Origin of the sequence: Streptomyces sp. P3, from assembly GCF_003032475.1 — a bacterium.
GTDB lineage: Bacteria > Actinomycetota > Actinomycetes > Streptomycetales > Streptomycetaceae > Streptomyces.
The window spans coordinates 1,358,601-1,384,117 of record NZ_CP028369.1; the positions used below are offsets into that span (position 1 = coordinate 1,358,601).

At 71.8% G+C, this 25,517-nt stretch carries 20 protein-coding genes, 1 pseudogene and 1 riboswitch; of the genes and pseudogenes, 13 read left to right on the forward strand and 8 right to left on the reverse strand.

The genetic code is table 11. The annotated features are described in order from the left end of the window. The first annotated feature begins 200 nt into the window (after window positions 1-200). Window positions 201-2,144, forward strand: coding sequence for a 2-oxoacid:acceptor oxidoreductase subunit alpha (locus tag C6376_RS06085; RefSeq protein ID WP_107442475.1), 1,944 nt, complete (start codon window positions 201-203; stop codon window positions 2,142-2,144). Continuing rightward, complete coding sequence (locus C6376_RS06090) at window positions 2,137-3,219, forward strand: 2-oxoacid:ferredoxin oxidoreductase subunit beta (protein WP_107442476.1); 1,083 nt, start codon at window positions 2,137-2,139, stop codon at window positions 3,217-3,219. The genes C6376_RS06085 and C6376_RS06090 overlap by 8 nt, the downstream gene beginning before the upstream one ends. A 45-nt stretch (window positions 3,220-3,264) precedes the next feature. Here the strand turns inward: C6376_RS06090 and C6376_RS06095 are convergent, their stop codons facing one another. Further along, entirely contained in the window at window positions 3,265-3,651 is a 387-nt protein-coding gene (locus C6376_RS06095; RefSeq protein ID WP_107442477.1) for a helix-turn-helix domain-containing protein, read from the reverse strand. 95 nt (window positions 3,652-3,746) lie between these two features. Between C6376_RS06095 and C6376_RS06100 the strand changes: the two genes are divergently transcribed. The 4 genes from C6376_RS06100 (at window position 3,747) to C6376_RS06115 (ending at window position 7,730) form a co-directional block, all read left to right on the forward strand. After that, window positions 3,747-4,604, forward strand: a complete 858-nt coding sequence (locus C6376_RS06100) for an SDR family oxidoreductase (protein ID WP_107442478.1) — start codon at window positions 3,747-3,749, stop codon at window positions 4,602-4,604. Window positions 4,605-4,751: 147 nt separating this feature from the next. Further along, entirely contained in the window at window positions 4,752-5,702 is a 951-nt protein-coding gene (gene rarD, locus C6376_RS06105) for an EamA family transporter RarD (RefSeq protein WP_107448799.1), read from the forward strand. Window positions 5,703-5,764: 62 nt separating this feature from the next. Continuing rightward, entirely contained in the window at window positions 5,765-6,292 is a 528-nt protein-coding gene (locus C6376_RS06110; protein ID WP_107442479.1) for a VOC family protein, read from the forward strand. 484 nt (window positions 6,293-6,776) lie between these two features. After that, entirely contained in the window at window positions 6,777-7,730 is a 954-nt protein-coding gene (locus tag C6376_RS06115; RefSeq protein ID WP_107442480.1) for a M28 family metallopeptidase, read from the forward strand. Window positions 7,731-7,864: 134 nt separating this feature from the next. Here the strand turns inward: C6376_RS06115 and C6376_RS06120 are convergent, their stop codons facing one another. Then, complete coding sequence (locus C6376_RS06120; protein WP_107448800.1) at window positions 7,865-9,514, reverse strand: tetratricopeptide repeat protein; 1,650 nt, start codon at window positions 9,512-9,514, stop codon at window positions 7,865-7,867. 216 nt (window positions 9,515-9,730) lie between these two features. Here C6376_RS06120 and C6376_RS06125 point away from each other — a divergent pair, with 216 nt between their 5' ends. The 3 genes from C6376_RS06125 to C6376_RS06135 all read left to right on the forward strand — a co-directional run bounded on the left by C6376_RS06125 (window position 9,731) and on the right by C6376_RS06135 (window position 12,201). Further along, entirely contained in the window at window positions 9,731-10,249 is a 519-nt protein-coding gene (locus tag C6376_RS06125; RefSeq protein ID WP_107442481.1) for a DUF6668 family protein, read from the forward strand. Window positions 10,250-10,280: 31 nt separating this feature from the next. Then, a complete protein-coding gene (locus C6376_RS06130; RefSeq protein WP_107442482.1) occupies window positions 10,281-11,468 on the forward strand; it encodes an amidase in 1,188 nt (395 codons plus the stop codon). Between the two features lie 145 nt (window positions 11,469-11,613). After that, window positions 11,614-12,201: a flavodoxin family protein gene (locus C6376_RS06135; protein ID WP_107442483.1), complete on the forward strand. Its 588-nt coding sequence runs from the start codon at window positions 11,614-11,616 to the stop codon at window positions 12,199-12,201. Window positions 12,202-12,245: 44 nt separating this feature from the next. Here C6376_RS06135 and C6376_RS06140 read toward each other — a convergent pair whose 3' ends face one another. The 4 genes from C6376_RS06140 to C6376_RS06160 form a co-directional block, all read right to left on the reverse strand. Then, on the reverse strand, window positions 12,246-13,079 hold the full coding sequence (locus C6376_RS06140; RefSeq protein WP_107448801.1) for an ABC transporter permease: 834 nt from the start codon (window positions 13,077-13,079) through the stop codon (window positions 12,246-12,248). A gap of 226 nt (window positions 13,080-13,305) precedes the next feature. Continuing rightward, the gene (locus C6376_RS06150; protein ID WP_107442484.1) at window positions 13,306-14,274 is read right to left on the reverse strand and encodes an ABC transporter ATP-binding protein; all 969 of its coding nucleotides are present in this window, start codon (window positions 14,272-14,274) and stop codon (window positions 13,306-13,308) included. A gap of 100 nt (window positions 14,275-14,374) precedes the next feature. After that, window positions 14,375-15,625, reverse strand: coding sequence for an outer membrane lipoprotein carrier protein LolA (locus C6376_RS06155; RefSeq protein WP_107442485.1), 1,251 nt, complete (start codon window positions 15,623-15,625; stop codon window positions 14,375-14,377). Window positions 15,626-16,083: 458 nt separating this feature from the next. Beyond that, the gene (locus C6376_RS06160) at window positions 16,084-17,094 is read right to left on the reverse strand and encodes a polyprenyl synthetase family protein (protein ID WP_107442486.1); all 1,011 of its coding nucleotides are present in this window, start codon (window positions 17,092-17,094) and stop codon (window positions 16,084-16,086) included. 870 nt (window positions 17,095-17,964) lie between these two features. After that, window positions 17,965-18,185, forward strand: a riboswitch (cyclic di-AMP (ydaO/yuaA leader). Window positions 18,186-18,189: 4 nt separating this feature from the next. Here C6376_RS06160 and C6376_RS06165 point away from each other — a divergent pair. Further along, window positions 18,190-18,672, forward strand: a complete 483-nt coding sequence (locus C6376_RS06165; RefSeq protein ID WP_107442487.1) for a transglycosylase SLT domain-containing protein — start codon at window positions 18,190-18,192, stop codon at window positions 18,670-18,672. Window positions 18,673-18,887: 215 nt separating this feature from the next. On the opposite strand, the gene C6376_RS06170 is transcribed toward C6376_RS06165, so the two are convergent. Then, window positions 18,888-19,712 carry an HAD family hydrolase gene (locus C6376_RS06170; protein WP_107442488.1) on the reverse strand — a complete coding sequence of 275 codons (825 nt, stop codon included), beginning with the start codon at window positions 19,710-19,712 and terminating at the stop codon, window positions 18,888-18,890. A 397-nt stretch (window positions 19,713-20,109) separates the two neighbouring features. Here C6376_RS06170 and fahA point away from each other — a divergent pair, with 397 nt between their 5' ends. From fahA to C6376_RS06185, 3 genes and pseudogenes are all read left to right on the forward strand, one after another. Then, on the forward strand, window positions 20,110-21,321 hold the full coding sequence (fahA, locus tag C6376_RS06175; protein ID WP_107442489.1) for a fumarylacetoacetase: 1,212 nt from the start codon (window positions 20,110-20,112) through the stop codon (window positions 21,319-21,321). 331 nt (window positions 21,322-21,652) lie between these two features. Then, on the forward strand, window positions 21,653-22,591 hold the full coding sequence (locus C6376_RS06180; RefSeq protein WP_107442490.1) for a M56 family metallopeptidase: 939 nt from the start codon (window positions 21,653-21,655) through the stop codon (window positions 22,589-22,591). A 185-nt stretch (window positions 22,592-22,776) separates the two neighbouring features. After that, window positions 22,777-23,232, forward strand: a pseudogene (locus C6376_RS06185) (HEAT repeat domain-containing protein); the annotation flags it as partial. Between the two features lie 233 nt (window positions 23,233-23,465). Here C6376_RS06185 and recQ read toward each other — a convergent pair. Continuing rightward, the gene (recQ, locus tag C6376_RS06195) at window positions 23,466-25,508 is read right to left on the reverse strand and encodes a DNA helicase RecQ (protein WP_254075847.1); all 2,043 of its coding nucleotides are present in this window, start codon (window positions 25,506-25,508) and stop codon (window positions 23,466-23,468) included. Between the last annotated feature and the right edge of the window lie 9 nt (window positions 25,509-25,517).

Consider the following 25,517-nt stretch of genomic DNA (forward strand, 5'->3'; position numbering starts at 1 on the left):
GCGGCGGGATTCCGGAGCGTCTGACGGAGGAGAGCCGGGGGGCGGGAAATCATGGTTAGCGGGGGTGCCGGGCCGTCTCGGGACAGTGACCGTCATACGAATGGCCGAAGGAAGGCGACCCTTACCGACGTAGGGTTGATCCGTGGAGGGCCTTCGGGAAGGGCGCTCCGGGACAGCCGCCTCGAGGGAGGTCCAGTTCAGTGACCAGTCAGGTCAGCCCAGCAGAACAGGCCGACGGAACCGACGGAGCGGATACGGCCGTCGTGGGAGAGCAGCGCAAGCCCGGTGGGACGAAGGACGTCCGCCGCCTCGACCGGGTGATCATCAGGTTCGCGGGGGACTCCGGCGACGGCATGCAGTTGACGGGTGATCGTTTCACTTCGGAGACGGCGTCGTTCGGCAACGACCTGTCGACACTGCCGAACTTCCCGGCCGAGATCCGAGCGCCCGCGGGAACGCTGCCCGGGGTGTCGTCCTTCCAGCTGCATTTCGCCGATCACGACATCCTCACTCCGGGCGACGCGCCGAATGTGCTGGTGGCCATGAACCCGGCGGCGTTGAAGGCGAACATCGCCGACGTGCCGCGCGGGGCCCAGATCATCGTCAACACGGACGAGTTCACCAAACGCGCTATGCAGAAAGTCGGGTACGCGGCCTCGCCGCTGGAGGACGGCTCCCTCGACGGTTATCAGCTCCACCCGGTCCCGCTGACCACCCTGACCGTCGAGGCTCTCAAGGAATTCGACCTCACCCGTAAAGAGGCCGAGCGCAGCAAGAACATGTTCGCGCTCGGTCTCTTGTCGTGGATGTACCACCGGCCCACCGAGGGCACCGAGAAGTTCCTGAAGTCGAAGTTCGCGAAGAAGCCCGACATCGCGGCCGCCAACATCGCCGCCTTCCGGGCCGGCTGGAACTTCGGGGAGACGACCGAGGACTTCGCCGTCAGTTACGAGGTCGCCCCGGCCGCCCAGGCCTTCCCGGCCGGCGTCTACCGCAACATCTCCGGCAACCTGGCCCTGTCCTACGGCCTCGTCGCCGCCTCCCGGCAGGCCGATCTGCCGCTGTTCCTGGGCTCGTACCCGATCACGCCGGCCTCGGACATCCTGCACGAACTGTCGAAGCACAAGAACTTCGGCGTACGCACCTTCCAGGCCGAGGACGAGATCGCCGGGATCGGCGCGGCGCTGGGCGCAGCCTTCGGCGGGTCGCTCGCGGTGACCACGACGTCCGGTCCCGGGGTGGCCCTCAAGTCGGAGACGATCGGCCTCGCCGTGTCGCTGGAGCTGCCGCTGCTCGTGATCGACATCCAGCGCGGCGGGCCGTCGACGGGCCTGCCGACCAAGACCGAGCAGGCGGACCTGCTGCAGGCGATGTACGGCCGCAACGGCGAGGCCCCGGTGCCGATCGTGGCTCCGCGCACCCCGGCCGACTGCTTCGACGCCGCGCTGGACGCCGCCCGTATCGCCCTCACCTACCGCACCCCGGTGTTCCTGCTCTCGGACGGCTATCTGGCCAACGGCTCGGAGCCGTGGCGCATCCCGTCACCGGACGAGCTGCCGGATCTGCGCGTGCAGTTCGCGCAGGGCCCCAACCACACCCTGGCCGACGGCACCGAGGTGTTCTGGCCCTACAAGCGCGACCCGCACACCCTGGCCCGCCCCTGGGCCATCCCCGGCACGCCCGGTCTGGAACACCGCATCGGCGGCATCGAGAAGCAGGACGGCACGGGCAACATCTCCTACGACCCGGCCAACCACGACTTCATGGTCCGCACCCGGCAGGCCAAGATCGACGGCATCGAGGTCCCGGACCTCGAGGTCGACGACCCGCACGCCGCCCGGACCCTGGTGCTCGGCTGGGGCTCCACCTTCGGGCCGATCACCGCGGCGGTACGGCGGCTGCGCACCGCCGGGACGCCGATCGCGCAGGCCCATCTGCGCCACCTGAATCCCTTCCCGCGCAACCTCGCGTCGGTGCTGAAGGGGTACGACAAGGTCGTCGTCCCCGAGATGAACCTCGGCCAGCTCGCCACCCTCATCCGCGCCCGCTATCTCGTCGACGCCCACTCCTACAACCAGGTCAACGGCATGCCGTTCAAAGCCGAGCAGCTCGCCGCGGCGCTCAAGGAGGCCATCGATGACTGAGACGTCGACACACCGCCCCGGCGGCACGACCGAGGCGCTCGCCCTCGTACCCAAGGCCGAGGCCCGGCAGTCCATGAAGGACTTCAAGTCGGACCAGGAGGTCCGCTGGTGCCCGGGCTGCGGGGACTACGCGATCCTCGCCGCGGTCCAGGGCTTCATGCCGGAGCTCGGTCTGGCGCGGGAGAACGTCGTCTTCGTCTCCGGCATCGGCTGCTCCTCGCGCTTCCCGTACTACATGAACACCTACGGGATGCACTCCATCCACGGCCGCGCCCCCGCCATCGCGACCGGCCTGGCCTCCTCGCGCCGCGACCTGTCCGTCTGGGTCGTCACCGGCGACGGCGACGCCCTCTCCATCGGCGGCAACCACCTCATCCACGCCCTGCGCCGCAACGTCAACCTCAAGATCCTGCTGTTCAACAACCGGATCTACGGCCTGACCAAGGGCCAGTACTCCCCCACCTCCGAAGTCGGCAAGATCACCAAGTCGACGCCGATGGGCTCCCTGGACGCGCCCTTCAACCCGGTGTCCCTCGCCATCGGCGCGGAGGCCTCCTTCGTCGCCCGCACCATCGACTCCGACCGCAAGCACCTCACCGACGTGCTGCGCCAGGCGGCCGCCCACCCGGGCACCGCGCTGGTCGAGATCTACCAGAACTGCAACATCTTCAACGACGGGGCGTTCGACGCCCTGAAGGACCGCGAGACCGCCGAGGAGGCGGTGATCCGGCTGGAGCACGGGCAGCCCGTCCGGTTCGGGGCCGACCTGGCCAAGGGAGTCGTCCGCGACCCGTCGACCGGCGATCTGAAGGTGGTGTCGGTGACGCCGGAGAACGAGGCCCACGTCCTGGTCCACGACGCGCACGCGGCGTCCCCGACCACCGCCTTCGCCCTCTCCCGCCTCGCCGACCCCGACACCCTGCACCACACGCCCATCGGCGTGCTGCGCTCGGTGGAACGGCCCGTCTACGACACGCAGATGGCGGACCAGCTCGACACCGCCATCGAACAGCACGGCAAGGGCGACCTCGCCGCACTCCTGGCGGGCGGCGACACCTGGACCGTCGCCGGCTGAGACGTGCGGGCGCGGTGCGCGTGCGACGCGGCGAACGGCTAACGGCTAACGGGCCCGGGACCGGTGGTCCCGGGCCTCGTCGTACGTCTGGCGGGCCTGCTCCACGTCGGGCATGCGCCGGTGTGTCCAGTCGGCGAGTGCGCGCACCTGCTCCGCCGCCTCCCGGCCGAGGTCGGTGAGGGAGTAGTCGACGCGGGGCGGGATCACCGGCTTGGCGTCGCGGTGGACCAGGCCGTCGCGCTCAAGGGTCTGCAGGGTCTGGGTCAGCATCTTCTCGCTGACCCTCCCGATCGCCCGGCGCAGTTCGCTGAACCGGTACGAGCGGTCGAGGAGCCGGATCAGGACGAGGACGCCCCAGCGGCTGGTGAGGTGCTCCAGGACCAGTCGGTACGGGCACATGGTGTCGTCGACCCTCAGGGTGCTTACTGCCATGCCAGTACCTTACTTCAAAGTGGGTACTTTCGCTGAGTTAGCGCACCCCATAGAGTTAGTGCATCCCCGCAGCCCCCACCAGGAGTGTCTGAGCCATGAGCATCGTCGTCACCGGAGCCACCGGAAACCTCGGCCGTCACGTCGTCGAGCAGCTGCTGGAGAAGGTTCCCGCAGAGCAGATCACAGCCGTCGTGCGTGACGAGGCCAGGGCCGCCGACCTCGCGGCCCGCGGCGTCAGGCTCGCCGTCGCCGACTACAACGCCCCCGAGACCTTCGACGGCCTCTTCGCCGCCGGCGACAAGGTGCTCCTCGTCTCCGGCAACGAGTTCGACAAGGGGCGCGTCGGCCAGCACAAGGTGGTCATCGACGCCGCGAAGGCCGCGGGCGTCGCCCTCCTCGCCTACACCAGCGCCCCCGGCTCACTGACCGCCGCCCTCGCCGACGACCACAAGGGCACGGAGGCGGCGCTCCTCGCGTCCGGCGTCCCGTACACGCTGCTGCGCAACGGCTGGTACAACGAGAACTACACCGAGCAGCTGGCCCCCGTGCTCCAGACCGGCGCCGTCACCCAGGCCGCCGGCGAGGGCCGCGTCGCCTCCGCCGCCCGGGCCGACTACGCCGCCGCAGCGGTGGCCGTCCTCACGAGCGAGGGGCACGAGAACACGACCTACGAGCTGAGCGGCGACACCGCCTGGAGCTTCGCCGAGTACGCGGCCGAGCTGAGCCGGCAGACCGGGCGGGAGATCGCCTACAACGCGGTCTCGGTCGACGACTTCGTCGGCATCCTGACGACCCACGCCGGACTCCCGGGCCCGCTCGCCGCGATCCTGGGCGGCGTGGAGGCGTCCATCGCCAAGGGCGAGCTGGCCGGCACCAGCGGCGACCTGTCCCGGCTGACCGGGCGTCCCACCACGCCGATCGCCGACTCGATAGCGATCGCACTCAAGGGCTGACGCGCCCGGCCGCGGACGCGCCGGCCACCCCGCCCCCGCCTGTCATGACCGTATGGCGATACGGGCATGACAGGCGGGGGTGCTCGGCGTTACCGTCGTCCACGCATGCCTGACGTGGGAGGGCCTGACGAGAGAGAGGGGCCCGTGGTGGTCGGGACGTCGAAGAGTGAGGGCCGGATAGGTCTGCTGAACGGCTTCGCGGCATACGGCATGTGGGGCCTCGTGCCGCTCTTCTGGCCACTGCTCAAACCGGCCGGGGCGACCGAGATCCTCGCCCACCGCATGGTGTGGTCCCTCGCCTTCGTCGGCGTCGCGCTGCTCGTGGTGCGGCGCTGGGCGTGGGCCGGAGAGCTGCTGCGGCAGCCTCGCCGGCTGGCGCTCGTGGTGGTCGCCGCGGCCGTCATCACGGTGAACTGGGGCGTCTACATCTGGGCCGTCAACAGCGGCCACGTGGTCGAGGCGTCCCTCGGGTACTTCATCAACCCGCTGGTCACCATCGCCATGGGGGTACTGATCCTCAAGGAACGGCTGCGACCCGTGCAGTGGGTGGCGGTCGGCGTCGGCTTCGCGGCGGTGCTGGTGCTGACCGTCGGCTACGGCCACCCGCCGTGGATCTCTCTTTGCCTCGCCTTCTCGTTCGCCACCTACGGGCTGGTGAAGAAGAAGGTCAACCTCGGCGGGGTCGAGTCGCTGACCGCCGAGACCGCCGTCCAGTTCCTGCCGGCGCTGGCCTACCTGATCTGGCTCTCCGCGCACGGCCACGCCACCTTCGCGAGCGAGGGCACGGGACACGCGGCGCTCCTCGCGTCCACGGGTATCGTCACCGCCCTCCCCCTCGTCTGCTTCGGCGCGGCGGCGATCCGCGTGCCGCTGTCCACGCTGGGTCTGCTGCAGTACCTGGCCCCCGTCTTCCAGTTCCTGCTCGGCGTCGTGTACTTCGACGAGGCGATGCCGCCCGAGCGCTGGGCCGGTTTCGGCCTGGTCTGGCTCGCGCTGGTGCTGCTCACGGCGGACGCGTGGCGCTTCGCACGCCGCCCGAAGAGGCACGTCGAGGTGACCGAGGCGTCGATGGCGGCACCCACCCCCGCGGACGCCTGACGACCCACCCCCTCCGGGCGATCCTCGGGCGCGGCGGCGTGCTCGCTGGTTGAGTGGACGGCATGACGCAGACACCCGCAACGCCGCCCTCCCCCGCAACGGCGTCCGAGGCCGCCTCGGCGGTCACGCCGCCCGCGCCCACGCCCCTGCACTGGAAGCTCGTGATCGACGCCGGCGACCCGCACGCGCAGGCCGACTTCTGGGCCGCGGCGCTGCACTACACGGCCGAGGACAACGGCGCTCTCGTCGAGCGGTTGGTGGAGCTGGGCGCGCTGCCGGGCGCGGCGACGGTGGAGTTCCACGGCCGGCCCGCCTTCCGGGACCTGATCGCCGTGCGCCACCCCGACGACCCGTACGACACCGACAGCGGCACCGGACTCGGGCGGCGGCTGCTGTTCCAGCGGGTGCCGGAGGCCAAGACGGTGAAGAACCGGCTCCACCTGGATCTGCACCCCGGTGCCGAACGGCGGGCCGAGGAGGTGGCGCGGCTGACGGCGCTGGGGGCGAGCGTGCTCCGGGAGGTCAAGGAACCCTCCGGTGAGTGGGTGGTGATGGCCGACCCCGAGGGGAACGAGTTCTGCGTGCAGTGAGCCGGACGGCGGGCCCCGCGTCCGGGTCGCCGCGTCGGGGCCCGCGTCCGGGTCGCCGGGGCCCGGATGCGGACGCCGATGCCCTGGGTCCGGCGTCCTGGCCCCCTGGACCCGGAGTCGTCCGGGTGTCCTGTGTCCGGCCACTGCCGCCCTGCGCCCGACGCGCAGCGCCCGACCTCCCGACCCGACGCGCCGTGTCCGATGTTTCGGTCCGACGCGCCGTGTCCGGTCTCCCGGTCCGACGCGCTGTGTCCGATGTCCCGGCCCGACGCGCTGCGTTCGGTCTCCCGGTCCGACGCGCTGTGTCCGATGTCCCGTCTTCGGCGTCCCGACCCCCTGGATCCGACGCCCTTTTGTTCGACTCTGCGCCCTGTGTCCTGTCGGCGCTCTTGACGCGTAGTCAGTGAGAGTTCACCATCCTGGAACCCCACCCACTGTGGAATCCCTGTGATCCGGTGATTCCCGAGGAATTCGGAGCCCCCACATGAAGCTCCCCGTCTCCGGTCGCGCGGCGGCCGCCGGCGCAGCCTCGATTGTCATGCTCCTGACCGTAGGATCGACGGCCGGCGCGGCGCCCGCACCCGGGCCCGCCCCCCTCGCCGCCGCTCCCGACATCCCCGTGGCCAACGTCAAGGCGCACCTGGCCCAGCTGCAGTCCATAGCCACCGCCAACGGCGGCAACCGCGCCCACGGCCGGGCCGGTTACAAGGCCTCACTCGACTACGCGAAGGCCAAGCTGGACGCCGCCGGGTACACCACCGTCGTCCAGCAGTTCACGTCGTCCGGGCGAACCGGCTACAACCTGATCGCGGACTGGCCCGGCGGCAACACCGGCCAGGTCGTCATGGCCGGCGCCCACCTCGACAGCGTCACGGCGGGCGCGGGCATCAACGACAACGGCTCCGGTTCGGCGGCCGTGCTGGAACTCGCCCTGACCGTGGCCCGGACCGGCTACCAGCCGACCAAGCACCTGCGGTTCGCCTGGTGGGGGGCCGAGGAGCTGGGCATGGTCGGCTCCCGGTACTACGTCAACAACCTGTCCTCGACGAACCGCGCCCGGATCAGCGGCTACCTCAACTTCGACATGATCGGCTCGCCGAACCCGGGCTACTTCGTCTATGACGACGATCCGGTCATCGAGAAGACCTTCAAGGACTACTTCGCCGGTATCGGCGTTCCGACGGAGATCGAGACCGAGGGCGACGGCCGCTCCGACCACGCCCCCTTCAAGAACGCGGGCGTGCCGGTGGGCGGCCTGTTCAGCGGCGCCGACTACACCAAGACGGCGGCGCAGGCGGCCAAGTGGGGCGGCACGGCCGGTCGGGCCTTCGACCGCTGCTACCACTCCTCCTGCGACACCTCCGCCAACATCGACGACACGGCCCTGAACCGCAACGCGGACGCAGCCGCGTACGCGGTCTGGACGCTGTCCTCCTGACGAGGTTTCCTACGAGGCTGACGGCGTTGGCGAGGGCCTTCCCGCGGGCGTACGTGACGGCGCGCCCGACGGGGGCTCCGGCCCTGTCGTCGTGACCGGGGCCCGGCCCGCGCCCGCCCGCCGCGTCGTGGTCGCTACCCGCCCGACCTGCGCGCGCGGGCAGTCAGCCGGAGCATGCGCGCGCGGGCGGACTCCAGTTCCTCCAGGTCGTCCGCGGCGGGGCCCTCCTCGGCGGTGAGTTCCGTCCACAGGCCGAGGAGTTCCGTCCCCAGGTTGAGGCCCTGGAAGGGGTCGCGCACGGCACGCCAGGCCGCGGCCGCGCTCTGGACGTTGCCGTACGCGCCCTCCGCGTCCCGGGCCCGGCGGTGAATGCGGGCCAGTTCGAGGGAGAGATGGAAGGCCCGCAGCGGGTCACCCGCCAAGTAGGCGATATAGGCGGTGAGTTCGCGCAGCCGGAGCACTTCGGGGTGCTCCGGCCCGAGCGTCCCGGACGCCTCCACCACGGTCCGCTCGGCGAGTTCGGTCGCGACGTCCGTCCGGCCCGCCCGTACGGCCTCGTTGATCCGCGCGATCGGCTCGGCCAGGAGTGCGGGTGCTCCGCCGGCGCCCTGGAGGGTGCGGGGATCGTCCCCGAGCACCGCCTCCGCGACCGCGTCGAATCCTCGGGCGGGGGTGGGTTTGGGGTCGGGGTCCATGTCCGAGAGGGAGATGAGCCCCTCGGGGACGAGCGGTGTGGGGCCGAGGGCCGAGGTGAGGGTGGTGGGAGCGTCGGACACGGGAAGCGGGAGCGGAATCGGGACCGAGGGCGGGTTGGGCGCCGGGGGCGGCGTCAGGGTCGGGGACGGGGGCGGGGACGGGGGCGCCATCGAGGTCTGGGACAGGGGCTCGATCGGGGTCCGGGGCGGGGACACGGTCTCGGGCGAGGCCGGGGTGGCGGTTTCCGGGTTCGGCTGCTCGTCCATCGCCGGGGGCGGGCCGAACACACCGGTCGGGACGGCGACCGTGCCGGGTGCCGGAATCTCACCCGGGAATTCCCCCGAGTCGGACCCGGAACTCCTCGGGCCCTGCGACTCCGGGGCCGGCTCAGGGGCCGACTCCGGTACGGCCCGGAGTGCGTACGTGGGGGCCGGGTCCGAATGCGAGCCCGGCGTCCGCGCCGCCTCCGCCTCCGCCTCGGGCACCGTGTGCACGGGGAACGTGGGGGTGACGTCCCGCACCGGCTCGGAGACCTGGCGCAGGAGATGCGTGGCACTGTCCCGCCGGGGCTCGGACGGCCGTCCGTCCGGGTCGGCGGCGGGCGCGACCGGCGCGGAAGTCAGAGGAGCGGCGACCGGCGGAGGCGGGGCCTGGACCTGGGCCGAGGCCGAGACCGGGGCAGACGCCGGAGTCACGACCGGCGGAGCCGGAGTCGGCGCCGGGGCCTCGGCACGGGCCTGGGCATGGGTCGTCGCAACGGGGGCCGCCGGTGCGCGCAGCGGCTCCGCCGCGAAGTGGCTGGAGCCGTCCGGGTCCACGCGCAGGGGGACGACGTAACCGATGCGTTCGTCGTGGACGGTGGCGAGGACCGAGTGGCCGGTGGCGAGGGCGATGCGGTGCAGGTGGCCGAGGACGGCGCGCTGGATCTCCTCGCCGTCGGCCGCCGCGACCGGCACACCCCCTATCGTCGCCGCGCCGCCAGTGCCGCCCACGCCCCCGCGGACTTGGACGTCGAGCGGCGCCGTCACGGCGGCCGGGCTGCCGGCGTGCTTCTGTTCCCGCTTCTTCTCGCGGCTGAGTCGAGACATCGGTTCCTCACTCGGATGCGCCGTCACGCTCCGGTCGTCCACGTACGCATACATGTACACGTACTGTTGAGTCTCTCCGAGCGCTCCCCGTCCTCACGTCACCACGACGTCACAGCCTCGTTCCAGGAACCCACGCCCCCTCTCGGGACCGCGCCGGGAACCAGCCGGAACCCGGACGGGCCCGTAGGAGCGGCGACGACCGGGAGGAACACGGGGATGTGGACGACGGACGGGCAGCGGGGACCGGAGATCTGGATCCGCGGGCCGGTGCCCGCACCGGACCCGGTGCCGCCGCCCCACCCCGGCGTCGCCACGCCCCGGCGCTTCTCCTGGGTCGCCGCGCACGGCGGGGCCGGCAGCACGACGCTCGCGACGGTCTACGGCGGCCACGACTGCGGGCGCGGGTGGCCGGGCGCCGGTGATCCGCCGGCCGTCCTGCTGGTCGCCCGCACCCATGCGACGGGACTGGAGTCCGCTCTGCGCGCGCTGGAGGCGTTCCGGCGCGGGGACGCCCCACAGGCGCTCGACCTGGACTCCGTGGTCCTCGTCGCGGACGCGCCGGGGCGGCTGCCGCGGCCGCTCGTCCAGCGGGTTCGGGTGATCGAATCGGTCATCGACGTGTACCGCGTGCCGTGGGTGGCTGACTGGCGGCTCGGCGACCTGGCCGGCGGCCCGCCGCGCGAGACCCAGCCGCTGTCCCGCCTCACCGGGGCGGCGGCCGGACGGGCCCGCTGAGCGGGCGCGGGCCGGACGGGCACGGCCCCGGATGAGGGCGGCCGGGCCCTGGGAGTGGCCTGCGGCGGTGGAGCTCGCCGGGGCCGTGCGGGCCGGGCGGCTTACGGCGGTGGACGTCGTCGGCGAGGCGCTCGGTCGGATCGCCGCGACCGACCGTTCCCTGTGCGCGTTCGCCGAGGTGTGGGAGGAACGGGCTCGTGCAGCGGCGCGTGAGGTCGACGCGCGGATCGCGGCGGGTGAGCGGCGGCTGCCGCTGGCCGGAGTGCCGATAGGCGTGAAGGGGCGGTTCGGGCTGCGTACGGCGGGCCCGCTGATCGCCGCCGGCTGTGTGCCCGTGGGGGCGACCGCCGTGCCCGGCACCGGAACGCCCTGGCTGACGTGGGGACTCGGCGCCCACGGCCGCACGGTCAATCCCTGGCGCGCGGACCGCACGCCAGGCGGCTCCTCGGCGGGCGCGGCGGCAGCGGTGGCCGCAGGCCTCGTCCCGCTCGCGACCGGCAGCGACGGTGCCGGCTCGGTGCGCATCCCGGCCGCGTGGTGCGGGGTGATCGGCCTGAAGACCACGAACGACCGTCGACCGCCCGGGGAGCGTGGACAGCTTCGGTCCGGGGACCGTACGGGGCTGGCGGCGCCCGGTGTGATCGTCCGGTACGCGGCGGACGCCACGGCGTACCGGCGGATCACGGCCCGGGAAACCACTTCAGAAATGACCGAAAGAGCGAACCCCTGTCCGTCTGTCGCCGCCTTCTCCCCCGATCTGGGTTTCGCCGACCCCGACCCGGAGCCGGTCGCCCTGGCCCGGGCCGCCGCGACGCGGCTCGCCGCGGCCGGAGTCGTACGGCTGCCGCCCTCCGGGTCCCCGCCGCACCTGGAGGACCCCGCTCCGGCCTGGTTGGCGCTGCGCTCCCCAGGCGCGGACCGCGCCCCCGCCGAACGCGTCCGCGCGGCGAACGACCGGCTGCTGGCCGCCTTCTTCTCGCGGGCGGACCTGCTGCTGACGCCCACCACCCCGAACCCCGCACACGGTCACGAGGGCCCGGGCGAGCGGTATTCGACGGCGCTCACCTGGGCGTTCAACCTGAGCGGTCACCCGGCGATCAGTCTGCCCGCGGGGGTCGGCGAGGACGGCTGTCCGCTGGGACTCCAGATGATCGCGGCCCACGGCGGCGAAGCGACGCTGCTGGCCGTCGCCCGGGCCGCCGAGAGCCGACACACCTGAGCAGACCCACCTGAGCAGACACACCTTGAGCTGACACCCCGTTGAGCCCACACTTCCGACACATACTTGCGCACACATTTAATGCAGGTGCATACTATTGTTGGTGCCGACCCTGCACCGCACGCCGATCACCGGGGGACCAGACATGACACACCGCAACGTCCTTTTCGTGCTGGGCAGCAGCCGACCCGACGGCAACACCGAGTCGCTGGCCCGCGCGGCGGCCGAGCAGCTGCCGTCCGACGTGGAGCAGACGTGGATCAGCCTCGCCGCGCACCCCCTGCCCGACTTCACCGACCAGCGTCATGACATCGACCACGTCCGGCCGACCGAGGGCAGCGCCGCCCTGCTGCTCGACGCCACGCTCGCCGCGACGGACATCGTGATCGCGTCCCCGCTGTACTGGTACTCGGTCTCCGCGCAGACCAAGCGCTATCTCGACCACTGGTCGGGCTGGCTGCGCACCCCGGGCCTCGGTTTCGAGACGACGCTGGCCGGACGCACTCTGTGGGGCGTCACCGTGCTGGCCGACGAACAGCCCTCGGTCGCCGACCCGCTCGTCGGCACGCTCCGCAATTCGGCCGCGTACCTGGGGATGCGCTTCGGCGGGGTGCTGCTCGGCAACGGCAGCAAGCCCGGCGACGTCCTGAGCGACACGGAGGCACTGGCACGGGCGAAGACCTTCTTCGCGCAGGACGCCCCGCTCGCCCGCTTCCCCTACGAGACCCGCTGAGAGCCCGCTGAGAGCCCGCGAAGGGCCCGTGGAGGCCCGGCCGGTTACGCGGTGACGTCCTTCGTCGTGAAGCGCGCCCAGGCCGCCGAGCCGAAGAACGCCGCGTACAGCGCCTGAAGGCCGAGGTTCTTCTGCAGGTCGTCCCAGTAGACCGGCTCGCGCATGAGGTCGGCGAAGGACAGCCAGTAGTGCGAGAAGAAGTACGGCTGGAGCGCGTCGAGCTGGGGGATCTGGTCGAGGATCTGGACCGTGATCAGCAGGCCGACGGTCGTCGCCATCGCAGCGATGCCGCTGCCGGTGAGCGTCGAGACGAACAGGCCGAGCGCCGCCACGCCGATCAGGGAGAGGGCGACGACCAGGGCGATCAGCAGCGCCCGCAGCAGTCCGTCCCCGAAGCCGATCCGGGTGCCGGAGATCGTGGTCAGATCGCCGAGCGGGAAGAGCAGTGCCCCGACCGTCAGCGCCGAGAGCGCGACCACGAGGGTGGCGACCAGGCAGAAGGTCATGACGGTCGCGTACTTGGCCAGCAGAAGGCGGGAGCGGCCGGCCGGGGCGATCAGGAGGTAGCGCAGGGTGCCCGCGTTCGCCTCACCGGCGATCGCGTCGCCCGCGATGACGCCGATCGCCATGGGCAGGAAGAACGGCAGGGTCACGGCCAGCGCGGTGAAGACCAGGAACAGGCCGTTGTTGGTGACCTGCGCGATGAACGCGGGTCCGGCCCCACCACCCCCTCTCCCGCCGCCGGGGCCGCCCGAGCCGCCGTCGCCCGTCTCGAGCTTCACGGCGATCCCGACCAGGACCGGCACGGCCGCCAGCACGCCCAGCAGGGCGAGGGTGCGCCAGCGCCGGAAGGTCGTCAGCAGTTCGCTGCGGAACAGTCCGAGCGTCCAGGTCCACGAACGCGGCCGGGACGGAGGCCGGAAAGGCGACCGGCTCTGGGACCGGGAAAGGCTCTGTGACGGGGAACGGGTCTCTGCCGGGGAACGGCTCCGGGACCGGGAGGGGTGTCGGCTCCGGGACGGGGAACGGCTCGTTGCCCGCTCCGCGCCCGACGGGTTGGTCTCCCCGGATCGGGGACGGTGGTCATCGTCCACCGGTTCCGTCTCAGCCCGCGACATCGAAACCCTCCCCCGTGAGTGCCACGAACGCGTCCTCCAGGGAGGCCCGTTCGACGGCGAAGCCGCGGACGCGGACGCCCGCCGTCACCAGTGCCTCGTTCAGGTCGGCCGGATCGCGGTCCGGCGGCGGCGCCTCCGCGCTCACCCGGCCCTCGCCGACGACGACGTCGGCCACGCCCTGCTCCTTCAGCACCCGGGCCGCGTCCGCCGGATCCGGGGTCGTCACGACCAGTCGGCCGCGGGTCCCCGCCGCGAGGTCCGCCACCGGGCCCTGCACGATCAGCCGGCCCTGCGCCATCACCGCCGCGTGGGTGCACACCTGCTCGATCTCGTCGAGCAGGTGCGAGGAGAGGAAGACGGTCGTGCCCTCCGAGGCCAACTCCCGGATCAACGAACGGATCTCCCGCATGCCCTGCGGATCCAGCCCGTTCGTCGGCTCGTCGAGGACGAGCAGCCGGCGGGGCTGCAGCAGGGCCGCCGCGAGCCCGAGACGCTGCTTCATGCCGAGGGAGTACGCCTTCGCCTTCTTGCCCGCGGCGGCCGTCAGCCCCACCCGGTCCAGCGTCGCCTCGACCCGCGCACGCCGGGTGCGCGGGTCGGCCGTCGGATCGGCGGCGTCGTACCGCAGCAGGTTGTCCCGGCCGGAGAGGAAGCCGTAGAGGGCGGGTCCCTCGATCAGGGCCCCGACGTGCGGCAGCACGGCCCGGACGGCCCGCGGCATGGGTTGCCCCAGGACGCGGGCCGTGCCGGCCGTGGGTTCGATGAGCCCCATCAGCATGCGGATGGTGGTCGTCTTGCCGGAGCCGTTGGGCCCGAGGAAGCCGAAGACGCTGCCCGCCGGGACGGTGAGGTCGAGACCGTCCACGGCGAGCTGTCCGCCGCGGTAGCGCTTGGTGAGGGCGCGGGTGCGGATGACGGCGTCGTCGGTGCGGGCGACTGCGTCGACGTCGTCCATGGGCTCCCTCACCGGCTTCCTCTCCGCGACGCCCTCACCCGAAGGAGCCGACTGCGCTGCGCCTGCCGCGCGGCGCACTCTCCGCCCTTGGCCGCGCCGCTCACTTCCCCGCGTCGGCTGCCTTCACCAGGGCGTCCTTGGTGACCGCACCGACGTAGACCTTGCCGTCGTCCGTCATCAGGGCGTTGATCAGGCGGGTGGAGAAGACGGTCCCGGAGCCGAACTTGCCGCTCACCTTGTCTCCGAAGGAGCCGAGGAACCCGCCGAGGTCGCCGCCGGCCTCCGCAGCCGAGGGAGCGCCCTCACCGCCGGTGCCGAAGACGGCGACCGAGGTCCAGCCCTCGCCGATGACGTCGAGGCCCTCGGGTCCGCCCTGGCCGCCGAAGGCCTCGGCGAAGTCGTCGGAGCCGCCGTGCCCGGGCGCCGGCCTGCCTCCCTCGTCGCCCTTGCCGGCCCTCTCGCCCTTGCCCGCCTCGTCGCCCTCGGTGACCTTCGCGCCCTTGGGGGCGGTGAAGTCGAAGGTTGAGGCTGCGGGCTTGGCGAAGGTGACCTGGGTGAAGCCGGCATCCACGACGGCGGCGCCGCCGCTCGCCGGGGTCAGCGTGAACTTCAGCGGCAGGCCCGTCTTCGCGTCCACCGCCACGCTGATCGCGCCCACCGTGGACCCGGCCTGCTTGGGCTTCACGAGCAGTTTGTAGGCCTCACGGCCGGCTACCTGGACCGTGCCGTCGACGGTCACGGACGTCGTGTCGTCGACCGCCTTCAGGGCGTCATCGGTGAGGTCCTTGGGCGTCGCGGGAACGGGGGACTCCGCCTTCTTCCCCGTGCTCTCGTCGACGGTGGAGTGGTAGACCTCGTTGGAGCCGCTGTCGTACCCCCACACGTTCTTGCCGTTGTGGATGACGCTGTATTCGGCGGCGTTCTCCAGCAGCGAGAGCTTCTGCCGGTCCGGACCGTCGGCGGCTACGCGCAACGTGTGTGTGCCTGAGGCGAGTTCGGTGAGCTTGGCGGACGGATCGGCGGCCGAGCCGTCGTCGCCCTTGGCCACCCCCGAGAGGAGGCCGCTCTCCAGACCGCCGAGGTCGGGCAGCCCGAGGTCCGTGGTGATCTTCACCGTTCCGGACAGCTGCTGCACGTCCGAAGCGGCGATCTTGTCGAGGAGCTGCTGTGCGGTGATCTTCGGCAGGTCGGGGTCGCCGGAGTCGGCGAGCGCCGGGACCAGTCCGATCGTCGCGGCCGCGACACCGATCACGGTGACCGGAACGACGTACCGCACGGCCTTGCGCCGTCCGACGCGCAGGTCGTCGGCCTCCCCGCCGGTCATGGTGTCGTCGGATGCCTTCGGTGCCATGTGTCCCTTACCTCCGTCGTCGGCGGCGGCTGGTCATCACGCTGAACGTCCCACCCCGAGCCGCCATTCTCACCCGAATCGGTGAGGAGTGGTGTTTTCCGTGGTTCCCATCTGACCAAATCGACTCCTCGGAAGCGTCAACCCGAGGGCTCAACTCCGCGTACACCTGCGGTATGACACGAGAGTGCCAAGACGGCCGCCGACCCGTAGGGGTAGCGACGGCTCGACATCGGCACGGACGGCACGACCCGCACACGGCCCGGTCGGCCGGACGGCACGACCCGCACACGGGCCCGCCGGACGACCCCGGGCTCGGCAGCCGGACGGCTGGGTGGCACGACAGCGCGACAGCGCGGCCGCCGGACGGCTCGGTGGCACGGCAGACCAACGGCTGGATCGTTCGGTAACCCGACGGCTCGGCCGGTCGGCGATCAGTGATCGGGCCCCGCGGGGAGGGTTCAGCCCGCCCTGTGGACCACCGCGTCGCAGAGCTCCATCAGCGCCGCCTTCGCATCGCACTCACGCAGCGGCGCCAGCGCGGCCCGCGCGTCGTTCGCGTACCGCACGGTGTCCCGGCGGGCCTGCTCCAGCGCCGGGTGGGCCCGGAGGGCCTCGATGGCCTCGGCGAGCCGGGCGTCGTCACTCAGGTCGGAGTCCAGCAGCTCGCACAGCGCGACGTCGTCGGGCAGGGACAGGCGCGCGGCCCGCTCCCGCAGCCGCAGCACCGGCAGGGTGGGCACGCCCTCGCGGAGATCGGTGCCGGGCGTCTTGCCGGACTCGTGCGAGTCGGACGCGATGTCCAGCACGTCGTCCGCCAGCTGGAAGGCGACGCCGAGCCGCTCGCCGTACTGCGTCAGCACGTCGACGACCGTCTCGTCGGCGCCCGACATCATGGCGCCGAACCGGCAGGCCACCGCGACCAGCGAACCGGTCTTGCCGCCGAGCACGTCGAGGTAGTGCTCGACCGGGTCCCGTCCGTCCGTGGGCCCCGCCGTCTCCAGGATCTGGCCGGTGACCAGCCGCTCGAACGCCTCCGCCTGCACCCGCACCGCCTCCGGACCGAGGTCGGCCAGGATGTGCGAGGCGCGCGCGAAGAGGAAGTCACCGGTGAGGACGGCCACCGAGTTGCCCCAGCGGGCGTTCGCGCTGGGAACCCCGCGTCGCACGGCGGCCTCGTCCATCACGTCGTCGTGGTACAGCGTGGCCAGGTGCGTCAGCTCCACCACCACGGCAGACGGCACGATGCCCGGCGCGTGCCTGTCCCCGAACTGCGACGCGAGCATCACGAGCAGCGGACGGAACCGCTTCCCGCCCGCCCGCACCAGGTGCTGGGCGGCCTCCGTGATGAACGGAACCTCACTCTTGGTGGCCTCGAGCAAGCCTTCCTCGACAGCCGCCAATCCGGCCTGGACATCGGCTTCCAGAGCCTGGTCCCGCACGCTCAGCCCGAACGGCCCGACGACGGTCACGAGGGGTCTCCTGTCTGCTGGTGTCTACTGGCGATTACGCGGTATGTCGATAGGTCGCTGCCATCACTCGAGTCAGCGTATCCGGTCACGTTTCGATCACTGATAGCCCCCACGTCCCCCGGGGGCGAATGCACTCGCCCGCGAGGCGCACGCATCGGGCCAGACCGTATCCGATCGCGTCCTCGATGTTTCTGATCAGCCCATACGAAGAGATGCTCATCGGGTTGCCGCGGAGCACCGAATCATGTTCCACGCCGAGGCCGACGCCCGACCGAGCCTTCCGCCTCGGACCGGCGACGAACCCAGCCCCGCCTCGACCGGCCCCAGGCCCCGCCCCGGGCTCCGCCCGCCCCTGCCGGAACGACACGCGCATGCCGCACGGGAGCCATCCCGGCGCAACGGGCGCACGGCAGGAAGCACGGCTGCGGACCACTGGCACACAGCCACGCGAGCAGGGGCAGGGATACGCGGGCCAGGGCAGGTGGGCAGCGGCGCAGCGGCGCAGCGGCGCAGGGGTGCAGGGGTGCAGGGGTGCAGGGGTGCAGAGATCACGACGGGGAGCACGACGGGAAGCGCAGGGGGTACGACAGAGAGCCATCCGCCTCTCCCATGTTCCATAACAAGCGAGTTGAGGCTAATGCCCGATTAGTCGCTCTCGTGATTCCTCGTGACATGGCTCACTGGCACCGACATAACGGTCATGATCCACCATCCCTGGATCCACCGCCCAGCCAAGCGAGTTGACGCTTTGCACCCACAAAGGATCAAGCACCCCATACGGCACAGACCAAGGTCAATAGGGATCATCTGTGAATCCGGCACTTGTTCCGGACATGTGCTCTCGCATACGTTCCCGGCCTGTCGGGCGGACGCCTAATCCTGCCGCCGCCCGTAACACCCACCGAGAAACGCATGGCAGGAGCGGGGGAACCAGGTAGGTCGCCGCAGCGAATTGCCCTGACGTTCTGGACATCCAGATCTTTTCGGGCAATCCGCTATGGCTTGGGGTGAAGTCACGACCGTCAGGACGCGACCGGGCAGCTCCCGCCCGAACCCGACAGCTCACCTCGCAGGCGACGGAGAGGAAAACTCGTCATGTCCGCTGCCGCTCAGCGCTCCACCCGCACCTCCCGCCTCGCCCGCAAGCTCGCCGTCGCCGGCACCGGAGTCGCCGTACTGGCGCTCCCGCTCATCGGTGCCACCACCGCCTCCGCGGCCACCGCACCGACCGTCGCCACCGCGAGCAGCCTCGGCTACTCCGACAACCTCGACGGCTGGATCCGCGCCTCCCTGCAGGTCATGTCGCAGCACGGCATTCCGGGGACGTACAACGGCATCTACCGCAACGTCATCCGCGAGTCCTCGGGCAACCCCTACGCCATCAACCTCTGGGACTCCAACGCCGCCGCGGGCATCCCGTCCAAGGGCCTGCTGCAGGTCATCGACCCGACCTTCCGCGCGTACCACGTCGAGGGCACCTCCTGGGACTCCTACGACCCGGTCGCGAACATCACCGCCGCCTGCAACTACGCGGCCTCGCGTTACGGCTCGATCGACAACGTCTTCGGCGCCTACTGACGCCCTTCCGGCAGACTGCTGGCCGGCTGACGGTCGGCCGGCTGACCATCGGATGGCTGACGGTCGGATGGCTGGCTGGCTGGCTGGCTGGCTGGCTGGCTGGCTGAGTGACGGTCGCCGGCCACCGGCTCACGCGGTCACCGGCTCACGGCTCACGGCTCACGGCTCACGGCTCACGGCTCACGGCTCACGGCTCACGGCTCACGGCTCACGGCTCACGGAAACAGTCTTTCGAGGACGACGGCCACGCCGTCGTCCTCGTTCGACGTCGTCACCTCGTCGGCCACTGCCCTGAGTTCGGGATGGGCGTTGGCCATGGCGACACCGCGCGCCGCCCAGTCGAACATCGGGATGTCGTTGGGCATGTCCCCGAAGGCGACGGTGTCCTCGGGCCGCAGCCCGAGGTGTTCCGCGGCCAGCGCCAGGCCCGTCGCCTTGGTGATCCCGCAGGGCTGCAGTTCGACCGTGCCGGGACCCGACATGGTGACCGTCGCGAGCGAGCCCACCACCGAGCGGGCCGTCGCCGCCAACTCGTCGTCGGACAGGGTGGGATGACGCAGCAGCACCTTGCTGATCGGCTCGCACCAAAGGTCGTCGCGACTGCCGACCCGCAGCGCCGGCAGCGTCGGGTGGGGCATCCGGTAGCCCGGCTCGATGAGCGTGAGCCCGTCGACACCGTCCTGGTCGACCGCCGCGTACAACTGCCCGACCTCCGCTTCGATCTTGCCGAGCGCGGTCTCCGCCAGCTCCCGGTCCAGAGTGACCGACCACAGCAGCCGGTCCGCTCCGGCGTCGTACAGCTGCGCACCCTGTCCGCACACCGCGAGTCCCCTGCTGTGCAGGCGTTCGAGGAGCGGCCGCACCCGGGGTGCGGGCCGTCCCGTCACCACCAGGTGGCGTGCGCCGGCGGCGGCCACCCGCGCGAGCGCGTCGAGCGACCGGTCGGAGAAGGTGTCGTCGCCGCGGAGCAGCGTTCCGTCCAGGTCTGTGGCGATCAGGGAGTACGCGGTGCGCGCGGCATATGCGGTGGGTGCGGCCATGATCAGAGAATACGGATCCCGTACCCCTCGGGTTCGACGGGAAGCGGACCACGTCCAGGTCCTGCCCTGTTCTGCCAACTCCCTTTGCGTGACTGGCCTTGACGCGTCCCGGGACTGGCTCAATGAAGCGGTTTTCTGACGCCTCGCCGGGGAGCGGTCGGCCAGAGGACTCCGCACCGGTTCGAGATCGCGGGCCGGACCGTGAACCATCCGGAGGCAGGCGGCCGGACGTCGCAGCGTGGGCCGAAACGCCCCGCCGGCCTGTCCCCCATGTCGCTTTCGCCAGGTCAGCCGTAACGTGTGGCCCGGCTCGCCGCACCCGCGCGACATCCGCCCGGCGTCCGGTGACCACGACATGGCGAGCACCAGAGAGTGCAGGAAAGAGAGGCAGTAACCGATGCCCCCCTTCGACCTTCCCGAGGGCGATCCCTTCGGCCCGCACAACCTCCCGTACGGCGTGTTCTCCCTCTCGGGCTCCACCGGGCGGACCGTCGGCGTCCGGTTCGGTGAGCACGTGCTGGACGCGGGCGCGGCAGCCCGCGCGCTCGGCTCGCCCCACGCGGAGCTGCTGTCGGCGCCGAACCTGAACCCGCTGCTCGCGGCGGGCCGTGCCGTCTGGTCGCAGGTGCGGCACGCGCTCACGGAGTGGCTCACCGACCCCGCTCACCGCCCCACCGTCGAACCGCTCCTGCATCCCCTGTCCGCGGTGTCCCTGCACCTCCCCTTCGAGGTCGCCGACTACGTCGACTTCTACTCCTCCGAACACCACGCGCGAAACGCCGGCGCGATCTTCCGCCCGGACGCCGGCGACACGCTCCTCGCCAACTGGAAGCACCTGCCGATCGGTTACCACGGGCGTGCCGGCACGGTCGTGGTCTCCGGAACGGACGTGGTGCGTCCCTCGGGCCAGCGCAAGGCGCCTTCCGATCCCGCCCCCGTCTTCGGCCCGTCGGGGCGACTCGACATCGAGGCCGAGGTCGGCTTCGTGGTCGGCGTGCCGTCGAAGCAGGGCAGTCCGGTCGCGCTGGCCGACTACCGCGAGCACGTCTTCGGGCTGTGCCTGCTCAACGACTGGTCCGCCCGTGACATCCAGGCCTGGGAGTACGTGCCCCTCGGCCCGTTCCTCGGCAAGTCGTTCGCCACATCGGTGTCTGCGTGGGTCACTCCGCTGGAAGCTCTGGACGAGGCGCGGACGACGCCCCCGGAGCGGACCCACCCCCTCCTGCCCTACCTGGACGACTCCGACGCCGAACCCGCCGGCTACGACCTGCGCATCTCCGTCGCGGTCAACGGTCACGTCGTCTCCGAGCCGCCCTTCTCCGCCATGTACTGGACGGCCGCGCAGCAACTGGCCCACCTCACGGTCAACGGGGCCTCCTTGCGCACCGGCGACCTGTACGGCTCGGGCACCGTGAGCGGACCGAACCCGGACCAGCTCGGCTCCCTCCTGGAGCTCACCTGGAACGGCCGTGACCCGCTGGAACTCCCCGACGGCAAGAGGGCGTTCCTGGAGGACGGCGACGTGGTGACCCTGTCGGCATGGGCTCCCGGCCCCGACGGGCTGCGGGTGGGCCTGGGCGAGGTCAGCGGTCGGGTGGTCGCCGGGTGAGTCCCCGCCCACGCTCTCGCCCCGGACCACGAGCTCGATGACGGGCGGGACGGTGACAGGCGGCGCGCTGACGAGCGGGAGGATGACGGGCGGGGTGATGTCCGGTGGGCGGGCCGGCTTCGGAGCCCGCGCCCGGACAGGGTGGATCGGGCCGAATCCGGGCGTCGACTCGGGCTGACTCCCGGGGGAACCGCCGTCATACTGGCGGCGGGCGCGGTCTTCGTGCCGAGCCCGCCGCCCGTGGCAGGCCGCACGTGTCCGCGCCTGCGGTACGCACTTCGCGCCCCCGTGGCGCGCGCCCCCTTCCCGACCAGGATCCGGAGCCACCGGCATGACCGTCTGCCTGCTCCTGCTGAGCATCGTCGGCCTGACCGCCGCGGTGCCGGCCCCGCGTGCGCTGACCCGCTCCGCCTGGCCCGAGCGGGAGCCGGTGGTGGGGCTGTGGGTCTGGCAGTGCCTGGTCGCCACCGTCCTGCTGTGCTGCCTGACGGCCCTGGTGCTGGGCGCCGCAGCCGTGTTCCACACCGTCCGCTCGCGGGTCTTCGCGCCTGCGCCGGCGGCGGTCACGGAGGCGTACGACCTCACCGCCGCCCCGCCGTGGGCGACGGCCCTGACGCTGCTGTTGGCCTGCGGGGCCGCCTGGACCACCGCCATGCTCGCCCGCGAACTCGTCGAGGCGCGCCGACGCCGTGACCGGGCGCGGGCCCACCTGCGAGAGCGCGCCCCCGACCTGCCCGCGGGCCTGCCGCCCGCCCGGGGCCCGCTGCTCGTGCTGGAGGACGAGTACCCGGACGCCTGGTGGATGCCCGGCAACCCACCCCAGTTGATCGTGACCACCGGCGCCCTGCACCGACTCACCCCCCACCAGCTGGACGCCGTCCTCACCCATGAGCGCGGCCATGCCCGCGCCCACCACGACTGGCTGCTCCACCTGTCCACCGCCCTTGCCACCGGCTTCCCCCGCATTCCGCTCTTCTCGCACTTCTGCGACCAGACGCACCGCCTGGTCGAACTCGCCGCCGACGACACGGCGTCACGCCGCTGTGGGCACCTGACCACGGCGCTGGCCCTGATCGAGCTGAACCAGCACCGCGGCGTCCTGTCCTGCGCCTCGAGTCATCGCCTCCTGGGCGAGCGCGTCGACCGCCTCCTCGAGCCGCCCCCGCGCCTGCTGCGCAGACACCGGGCGCTGACGACGACCGTGGCGACGCTGGTCCCGCTGCTGCCGCTGCTGATCACCTTCGCCCCGGGGCTGACCGCGCTGTCCTGAACCGGCGGATCTCGCCCCGAACTGGCGGATCTGCCTCGACGGACACTCGTTTCCCCAGGTCAAGCCCATGTCTGACGTTGCCACAGATGGCGCAACATTCCGGCAACGAGGCCCTCGCGGCGGAGACGGACGTCTCGGAGGCCGCCGTGCCCGAGCCCGCCCCCGACCACGCCTCCGCTCCCGGGTCGTCGTCCCGTCTGCTCGAACTCGTCGCCCTCGCCGAACAGGAGCCCGAACTCGGAGCTCTGCTGCCCTACTTGTCCGACCCGGCGCCCGCCGTCCGCCGCGAAGCGGTGGCCGTCCTCACCGAGACCCTGCCTTCGGGCACCGGCCCCGCGCTGGCCGAAGCGCTGCACGACCCGGCAGCAGCGGTACGCTCCGCCGCCCGAGCAGTGGAGGCCCTGACGGACCCGGCCTGGCAGGTCCGTGCCGGCTCTGCCACCGCTCTGGCCGTGGCCCACCCCGAGACGGCCGTACCCGTCCTCGCCAAGGCCCTGGCCGATCCCAACGCGGACGTCCGCAAGGCCGCCGTCCTGGCCCTGACCCGCCTCCGTGCCTCGGAGGCCGCCCGAGCCGCCCTCGCCACGGCGACGACCGACCCGGACGCCGACGTCAGGGCCTACGCGGGCCGCGCCCTATGACGAACGTGCCCGGACCGGCGACCACGGGCCGGGCACACCGAGGACCACGCGGCACGAGAACCACCCCGCCTCCAGTCTCGGCTCGCCTCCGACATCGGCTCCGGCTCGACTTCGGACTCGGCCTCGGCTGCGGGCTCCGGCCCGGGGCCTGGGCCCGGGACTGGGCCTGGGACTGGGCCCGGGACACGACATCGGGACCCCGGGACGGATCAACGGATCGGGGGAGCGGCTCGCTATATCCAGTCCTCGGGCGCGGGCTCTTCGTCGGCATCGGGCCACAGGTCCGAGATGCCCGGCTCCGTGCCGGCGTTCGCAGCGGCGGCGGTGTCGGCATCGGCAGCCGAGCCCCCGGCCGTACCCGCACCCGCAGCGGCAGCGACTGCGGCAGCACCCTGCGGGGGCCCGCCCAATGAGGCCAGGACCGCGACCACGCCCTCTCCGTACGTCACCAGCTTCTTCTCGCCGACCCCGCTGATCCCACCGAGTTGACGCACCGACGTCGGCCACACCGTGGCGATCTCCCGAAGCGTGGCGTCGTGGAAGATGACGTACGCCGGAACGCCCTGCTCACGGGCCTGTTCTGCGCGCCAGGCGCGCAGCGCCTCGAAGGCGGGCAGCAGTTCCTCTGGCAGTTCGGCCGCGGCGGCCTTGGCCCCCTTGCGGCCGGACGAGGAACCACCCGACGCCTTGGCCGACGTGGCCGGCCTCTTCGGCTCCTTGCGCAGCGGTACGTCCCGCTCGCGGCGCAGCACCGCCCCGCTGGCCTCCGTCAGCACGAGGGTGCCGTACTCGCCCTCGACCGCCAGCAGCCCCTGCGCCAGCAGCTGACGGACGACCCCTCGCCATTCGCCCTCGGTGAGATCCTCGCCGATACCGAACACGGACAGCTGGTCGTGGTCGAACTGGATCACCTTGGCCGTGCGCTTGCCCATCAGGATGTCGACGATCTGCACGGCGCCGAACTTCTGCCCGCGCTCACGCTGCAACCGCACCACCGTGGACAGGACCTTCTGGGCCGCGACCGTGCCGTCCCACGTCTGCGGCGGGGTGAGGCAGGTGTCGCAGTTTCCGCAGCCCGCCGCGTCCGGTTCCTGGCCGAAGTAGGCGAGGAGTTGTCCACGGCGGCACTGCGCGGTCTCGCACAGGGCCAGCATCGAGTCCAGGTGGGCGCCGGCCCGCCGCCGGAAGGCCTCGTCGCCCTCGCCGGACTGGATGAGTTTGCGCTGCTGTATGACGTCGTTGAGGCCGTAGGCCATCCACGCCGTGGACGGCAGCCCGTCACGACCGCCGCGACCGGTCTCCTGGTAGTAGCCCTCGATCGACTTCGGCAGGTCGAGGTGGGCGACGAACCGCACGTCCGGCTTGTCGATGCCCATGCCGAAGGCGATGGTCGCGCAGACCACCAGGCCGTCCTCGCGCAGGAACCGGGCCTGGTGGGCCGCGCGCGTGCCCGCGTCGAGGCCCGCGTGGTAGGGGACCGCCTCGACGCCGTTGCGGGAGAGGAACTCGGCCGTCTTCTCCACGGAGTTGCGCGAGAGGCAGTACACGATGCCCGCGTCGCCGGGGTGTTCCTCGCGCAGGAAGCTCAGCAGCTGCTTCCTGGGGTCGGCCTTCGGCACGATCCGGTACTGGATGTTGGGCCGGTCGAAGCTCGCCACGAAGTGCCGGGCGGACGGCATGTCGAGCCGCTGGGTGATCTCGTCGTGGGTGGCGCGGGTCGCCGTAGCCGTGAGGGCGACCCGCGGAACGTCGGGCCAGCGCTCGCCGAGCACGGCGAGGGTGAGGTAGTCGGGGCGGAAGTCGTGGCCCCACTGGGACACACAGTGAGCCTCGTCGATCGCGAACACCGCGATCTTGCCGCGCGACAGAAGCTCCCGGGTGGAATCCAGGCGCAGTCGCTCCGGCGCCAGGTACAGCAGATCCAGCTCACCGGCCAGGAACTCGGCCTCGACCACGCGCCGCTCGTCGAAGTCCTGGGTGGAGTTCATGAACCCGGCGTTCACACCGAGTGCCCGCAGCGCGTCCACCTGGTCCTGCATCAGCGCGATCAGCGGAGAGACGACGATTCCCGTGCCCGGTCTGACCAGGGCGGGAATCTGGTAGCAGAGCGACTTGCCGCCACCGGTCGGCATGAGGACCACCGCGTCCCCGCCGGCCACCACGTGCTCGATGACCTCTTCCTGCGCGCCGCGGAAGGCCTCGTATCCGAAGACCCGGTGCAGCGTGGCCAACGCCTCGCTGTCGGTCCGCTCCGGTGTCCCGGTGATCCCTGTCATCTCGCTGAT